Source organism: Celeribacter sp., from assembly GCF_048266405.1.
Classification (GTDB): Bacteria; Pseudomonadota; Alphaproteobacteria; order Rhodobacterales; family Rhodobacteraceae; genus Celeribacter.
In genome coordinates this window covers 1-5815 of sequence record NZ_JBLWZO010000038.1, presented here as the reverse complement: position 1 = coordinate 5815, position 5815 = coordinate 1, and the positions used below count along the sequence as shown (strand labels likewise).

Sequence of the window (5815 nt, the reverse complement as noted above, 5' to 3'; positions counted from 1 at the left end):
CGCTGAATTTGACTTGGGTGCGGTGCAGTCGTCGCTGTTTACCAGTGCTGTGTTGTTGGGGTTTGTTCTGGGCACCTTGGTCAGTGCGTTTTTCGGTCTGGCCGACCGGGTTGAACCGCGGCGTTTCTGGGCGGTATCGGCCCTTGTCGCGGCAACCGCGAACCTTCTGATTTTAACCGTGCCGATTGACGGGATCGTGGTCATTGTGCTGCGCCTGATTACCGGCGTCTGCATGGCGGGGATTTATCCGATCGGCATGAAGATGGTGGCGACATGGTCGCGTGGCGACACCGGGTTTTTGATCGGGCTTTTGGCTGGGGCGTTGACCATGGGGTCGGCGTTGCCACATCTGTTTGTCGTTGCTGTGCCGCTTGATTGGCGGCTGGTGATTATTGCCGCCAGTGTGTCGGCCTATATTGCCGGGATTGCGATCCTGTTTGTCAAACTGGGCGGCACACCGGGACGGTCCCCGCGCTTTGATCCACGTATGGTTCGGCAAATCTGGTCGAACAAGGCCTTTCGCCATGCGTGTTATGGCTATTTCGGGCATATGTGGGAACTTTATGCCATGTGGGGCTGGATCGGGCTGTTTTTGTATGGGGCGCTATCGGTGCGAACGTATGAAAATCCGGGCATATGGGCGGCTCTTTTGACCTTTGCCATCGTCGGGGTTGGGGCCTTTGGATCCTTAGCCGGAGGATGGTTGGCGGATCGGATTGGCCGAACGACCGTCACCATGGCGGCAATGGCAATGAGTGGGTTATGTGCATTGGTCGCAGGTGCACTTGGTGATGCCCCCTTGGTCGTATTGATCGTGATCTGCATTGTTTGGGGCATTTCGGTGATTGCCGATTCCGCGCAGTTTTCGTCCTGTGTGATTGAATTGGCCGATCCCCATCAGGTGGGAACTGCCTTGACCATGCAAAATGCAATTGGTTTTATCATCGCATTGGGATCAATCCATCTGGTGCCGGTGATTGCGGATGCCTTTGGCTGGTGGGGGGCGTTTGCCATGCTGGCGATTGGCCCGTTACTGGGCTTTATTGCCATGGGACGTTTACGGGCGATGCCCGAAGCAACCCAGCTTGCCGGGGGGCGACGATAATTTGATGGCTTCAGGAAGAGGGCTGGTGATCCCCATCACTTGACTGCCTCAGATAAAAAAATGCGCTGTTTGGGTTTTCTTGACCATTTTCAGCACAAATATTACCTTCTGCCAGAATTTTCTTGCTGTTGCGCACGGGGGCGTGGCGGCGTTTTCCAAAAATAAGGGTCTTTCATGAGTCTCACCCTCATTGTTTTGCTTCCCTTCCTTGGGGCGGTGCTACCCGCTGTTATGATCCGGGCCGGGCGCAATGCCTGCGCAACGGCGACCGGCGCTGTTACGCTGCTCGCGTTGATTTTGCTTATCGCCAAGGCACCTGCTGTTATTGGCGGCGAAGTGTTTCAGGTTCGCTATGAATGGCTGACCGACTTGGGTCTGAATGTGACCTTTTTCCTTGATGGTCTGGGCTTGCTGTTTGCGACCCTGATCCTTGGAATCGGCCTTTTGATCATCATCTATGCCCGGTTCTATCTGTCGAAAGACGATCCGATGGGGCGGTTTTATGTGTTCCTGTTGCTGTTTCAGGGCGCGATGGTGGGCATCGTCCTGTCAGACAATGTTCTGCTGCTGCTGATTTTCTGGGAACTGACATCGCTGTCATCGTTCCTGTTGATCGGGTATTGGAAACATCTGCCCGAGGGCCGACAGGGCGCGCGTATGGCGTTGACCGTCACCGGGGCAGGCGGGCTTGCGATGATTGCCGGGATGTTGATCCTGGGCGATATCGTCGGTTCCTATGACCTGACCGTGATCTTGCAACATGCTGATCTGATTCAGGCCTCGCCGCTTTATGTTCCGGCACTGGTTTTGATCCTGTTGGGGTGCTTTACCAAATCGGCGCAATTCCCGTTCCATTTCTGGCTACCGCACGCCATGGCCGCACCGACCCCGGTTTCGGCCTATCTGCATTCGGCAACCATGGTCAAGGCGGGTATCTTTTTGATGGCGCGTATGTGGCCGGTTTTGTCGGGTACGCCGGAATGGTTCTATATCGTTGCGACCGCCGGTCTGGTGACCATGGTTCTGGGTGCATGGATTGCGATTTTCAAACATGACCTGAAAGGTCTGCTCGCTTATTCAACGGTCAGTCATCTCGGTCTTGTAACCATGTTGCTTGGATTTGGAACGCCGATTGCCGCGGTTGCCGGTGTGTTCCACATCATCAATCATGCGACATTCAAGGCCGCCCTGTTTATGACGGCGGGCATCATTGATCATGAAACCGGAACCCGCGATATTCGCCGTCTGGGTGGATTGCTTAACCTGATGCCGATTGCGGGTACTATCGGGGTTATCTCGGCGGCATCAATGGCCGGGATCATCCCGTTGAACGGTTTCCTGTCCAAGGAAATGATGCTTGAAGAAGCATGGCATACCGTTTGGTTCGACCAGAATTGGGTCGTGCCGGCGCTTGCCACCATCGGGGCTTTGTTCTCGGTCGCCTATTCGTTCCGGTTTATCTTCCACGTTTGGTTTGGCAAAACGCGTGATGTGCTGTCCCATGAACCCCATGATCCGCCGTTTGGCATGTGGGGGCCACCAGCCTTCCTGACGGCTTTGGTGGTTCTGATTGGTCTGTTCCCGGCCGTTATTGCCGGGCCGCTGGTTGCGGCGACGGCCAGTGCGGTGACGGGTGGCAATTTGCCGGAATATCATCTGGCACTTTGGCATGGTCTGACCCCGGCATTGGGCATGAGCATCATTGCGATTGTCGGTGGTGCGTTGCTGTTGATGCGTCATCGCGGGCTTTTGTCGGTAACGGCAAATCTGTCGCGTCCTGATGCCAAGGCGATGTTTGATTGCCTGATCGTCAAGGTCGTCGATCTTAGCCGGACGGTTTCGGACAATCTGCATAACGGATCGCTGCAACGTTATTTGGCGGTGATGATTTTTGCCGCGCTGGCCATCGGGTTGTCGGGCTTTTATGCGGAACCCGATCATACGGCGGGCACGCGCGAACTTTTGGCGGTATCCCCGCCAGCCGCGATTGGCTGGGTCCTTTTGGTCGTGACGTGTATTGCGGCGGTCGCGATGCATCATAACCGTCTGCTAGCCCTTCTTTTGGTTGGTGTGATCGGTTTGATCGTCTCGCTTGGGTTCATCTATCTGTCGGCACCGGACCTTGCCCTGACCCAGATTTCGGTCGAGGTGGTAACGGTCATTCTGATGTTGCTGGCATTGAATATCTTGCCAAAAGAAACGCCAAAAGAAAGCCAGCCGGGACGCAAGTTCCGTGACTGGATTATTGCCGCAGGCGCCGGGCTTGGTATGGGCGGTGCCGTCTGGGCGATTATGACGCGTGAATTGCCAAATTCGATTTCGGCCTATCATCTGGCCAATTCCAAGATCGAAGGCGGCGGGACCAATGTGGTTAACGTCATTCTGGTCGATTTCCGTGGCTTTGATACCTTTGGCGAGATCATCGTGCTTGGTATTGCGGCCCTGTCGATCTTTGCTTTGATTGAAACCGTTACCCAGGGGGCGGCGGCCAAACGTCTTGCTGATTGGGTGGTCGATCATCGCCGGTCGGCTGATCGCCATCCGATGATGATGGTGGTCGCAACGCGTGTGATGTTGCCGCTGTCGCTTTTGGTGGGGGTTTACATCTTCCTGCGCGGACATAACGAACCGGGCGGTGGCTTTATCGCCGGTCTGGTCGTTTCGGTGGCGCTGGTGATGCAATATATGGCGTCAGGCTTTGGCTGGACCCAGAACCGGATGAAGGCCAATTACCACGGCATGATCGGTCTTGGGGTGATTGCCGCGGCCATTACAGGCATGTCGGCCTGGGTAGCGGGCCTGCCCTTCCTGACCAGTGGTTTTGTCCATGTTCATCTGCCGATTGTTGGCGAATTTGAACTGGCATCTGCCATGGGCTTTGATCTGGGTGTGTTCTTGACGGTGGTGGGCGCCGTAATGCTTGCTCTTGCCAAATTGTCGCAGGTTGAACGCATGGCTGCACATGGCGATATCAACCCGGAGCCGATGGACTACGATCCGTCGGTTGCGGCACCCCCGGTTGCGCCCGCCGTGACCGCCGAGAAGGAGGCCTGATATTATGGAATTTTTAGTAGCAAGCAGTATCGGGCTTTTGACCATGTGTGGCACCTATATGCTGCTGCGTGGGCGGACTTTCCCGGTGGTGATCGGTTTGGCGCTTTTATCCTATGCGGTGAACGTTTTCCTGTTCGCCATGGGACGCCTGACCATCGATATGCCGCCGATCCTGCGTGATGGTGTGACGGAATATACCGATCCGCTGCCCCAGGCACTTGTCCTGACGGCGATTGTGATTTCGTTCGGGATGACAGCCCTGATCGTGGTGTTGTCGATCCGTGCCTATCTTGAAATCGGGAATGACCATGTTGACGGTTGCCCGGTTGGCGAGCCTTCCGAAGCAGGAGATAAAAACTGATGGGTAACTGGATTGTTGTTCCCATTGTGCTGCCTGCCGTGATGGCCGCCCTGATTGTTCTGGCGGTACGTCACGACATTGTTTTGCAGCGCATATTCTCGATCACCGCGACGGTTGCCCTTGGTGCAGTCGCGGTGGCACTTGTGATCTTTGCCGATGGCAATGGTCCGGAAATGTACGCGTTAAGCGATTGGCCTGCGCCGTTTGGCATTGTTCTGGTCCTGGATCGGTTGTCAGCGATGATGGTTTTGCTGACGGCGGTCCTTGGCCTTGGTGTGGTTTTGTTCGCTTCAAGCGAATGGGACAAGCGCGGCCAGCATTTTCATGCCCTGTTCCAGTTCCAACTGATGGGCGTCAATGGTGCCTTTCTGACTGGCGACGTGTTTAACCTGTTCGTCTTCTTCGAAGTGTTGTTGATCGCGTCCTATGGGTTGATGTTGCATGGTGCCGGGGCCGAACGCCTTAAGGCGGGTATGCAATATGTTGTGATTAATCTGACCGGGTCGTCGCTGTTTCTTGTCGGGGTCGGCATGATGTATGCGGTGACGGGCACCCTGAATATGGCCGACCTTGCCATTCAGGTGCCTTTGGTTGCCGAAGGCGATGCCGCGCTTTTACGCGCCGGTGCGCTGATCCTGCTTTTGGTGTTTTGCGTTAAGGCGGCCCTTGTGCCGGTTCATTTCTGGTTACCGGGTACTTATGCCAATGCCCCGGCACCGGTCGCGGCCCTGTTTGCAATTATGACCAAGGTCGGGGCCTATTCGATCCTGCGGGTTTATTCGCTGGGCTTTGGCGAAAATGCCGGGGATATGGCGTGGTTGGCGCAACCCTATATCTTGCCTGCGGCGATTGTGACCCTTGCGGTTGGCATGATCGGGGTTCTGGCGGCCAAGCGCCTTAATAGTCTGATTGCGTTTTCTGTGATCGGGTCGATGGGAACGCTTTTGATTTCCATTGCGCTGTTCACACCCGAAAGCATTTCAGCCGGTCTATACTATCTTCTGCATTCGACCTTTGCCGGTGCGGCCCTGTTCCTGATCGGTGATCTGGTGGCGTCGCGACGGGGCCAATATGGTGATCGTCTAAACACCGCCCCGGTATTCCACCAATCGGGATTGATGGCGGTTTTGTTCTTTATTGCCGCGATTGGGATGGCTGGCATGCCGCCGCTTAGTGGCTTTATCGGTAAATTGCTGATCCTTGATGCGGCCCGTGAAAGCGATGCGGCAATCTGGATTTGGTCGGTGATCCTTGTGACGTCGCTAATGGGGATTGTTGGCTTTGGCCGGGCGGGC

General features: G+C 55.6%; 4 protein-coding genes. All 4 read left to right on the top strand.

Going from position 1 to position 5815, the window contains the following annotated elements:
• A partial coding sequence (locus tag ACN0TS_RS18980; protein ID WP_417260880.1) for an MFS transporter occupies positions 1-1105 on the top strand: 1105 nt, incomplete at its 5' end.
• Between the two features lie 174 nt (positions 1106-1279).
• The gene (locus tag ACN0TS_RS18975) at positions 1280-4159 is read left to right on the top strand and encodes a monovalent cation/H+ antiporter subunit A (protein WP_417260879.1); all 2880 of its coding nucleotides are present in this window, start codon (positions 1280-1282) and stop codon (positions 4157-4159) included.
• A 4-nt stretch (positions 4160-4163) separates the two neighbouring features.
• Positions 4164-4520, top strand: coding sequence for a Na+/H+ antiporter subunit C (locus tag ACN0TS_RS18970; protein ID WP_085620736.1), 357 nt, complete (start codon positions 4164-4166; stop codon positions 4518-4520).
• Positions 4520-5815 (top strand): monovalent cation/H+ antiporter subunit D (locus tag ACN0TS_RS18965; protein ID WP_417260878.1); only part of this gene is annotated, 1296 nt, incomplete at its 3' end. The genes ACN0TS_RS18970 and ACN0TS_RS18965, both read left to right, overlap by 1 nt.

Excerpts from the sequence above, each read along its gene's own strand:
- ACN0TS_RS18975 (WP_417260879.1), top strand. The coding sequence starts at position 1,280 with ATGAGTCTCACCCTCATTGTTTTGCTTCCCTTCCTTGGGGCGGTGCTA.
- ACN0TS_RS18970 (WP_085620736.1), top strand. The coding sequence starts at position 4,164 with ATGGAATTTTTAGTAGCAAGCAGTATCGGGCTTTTGACCATGTGTGGC.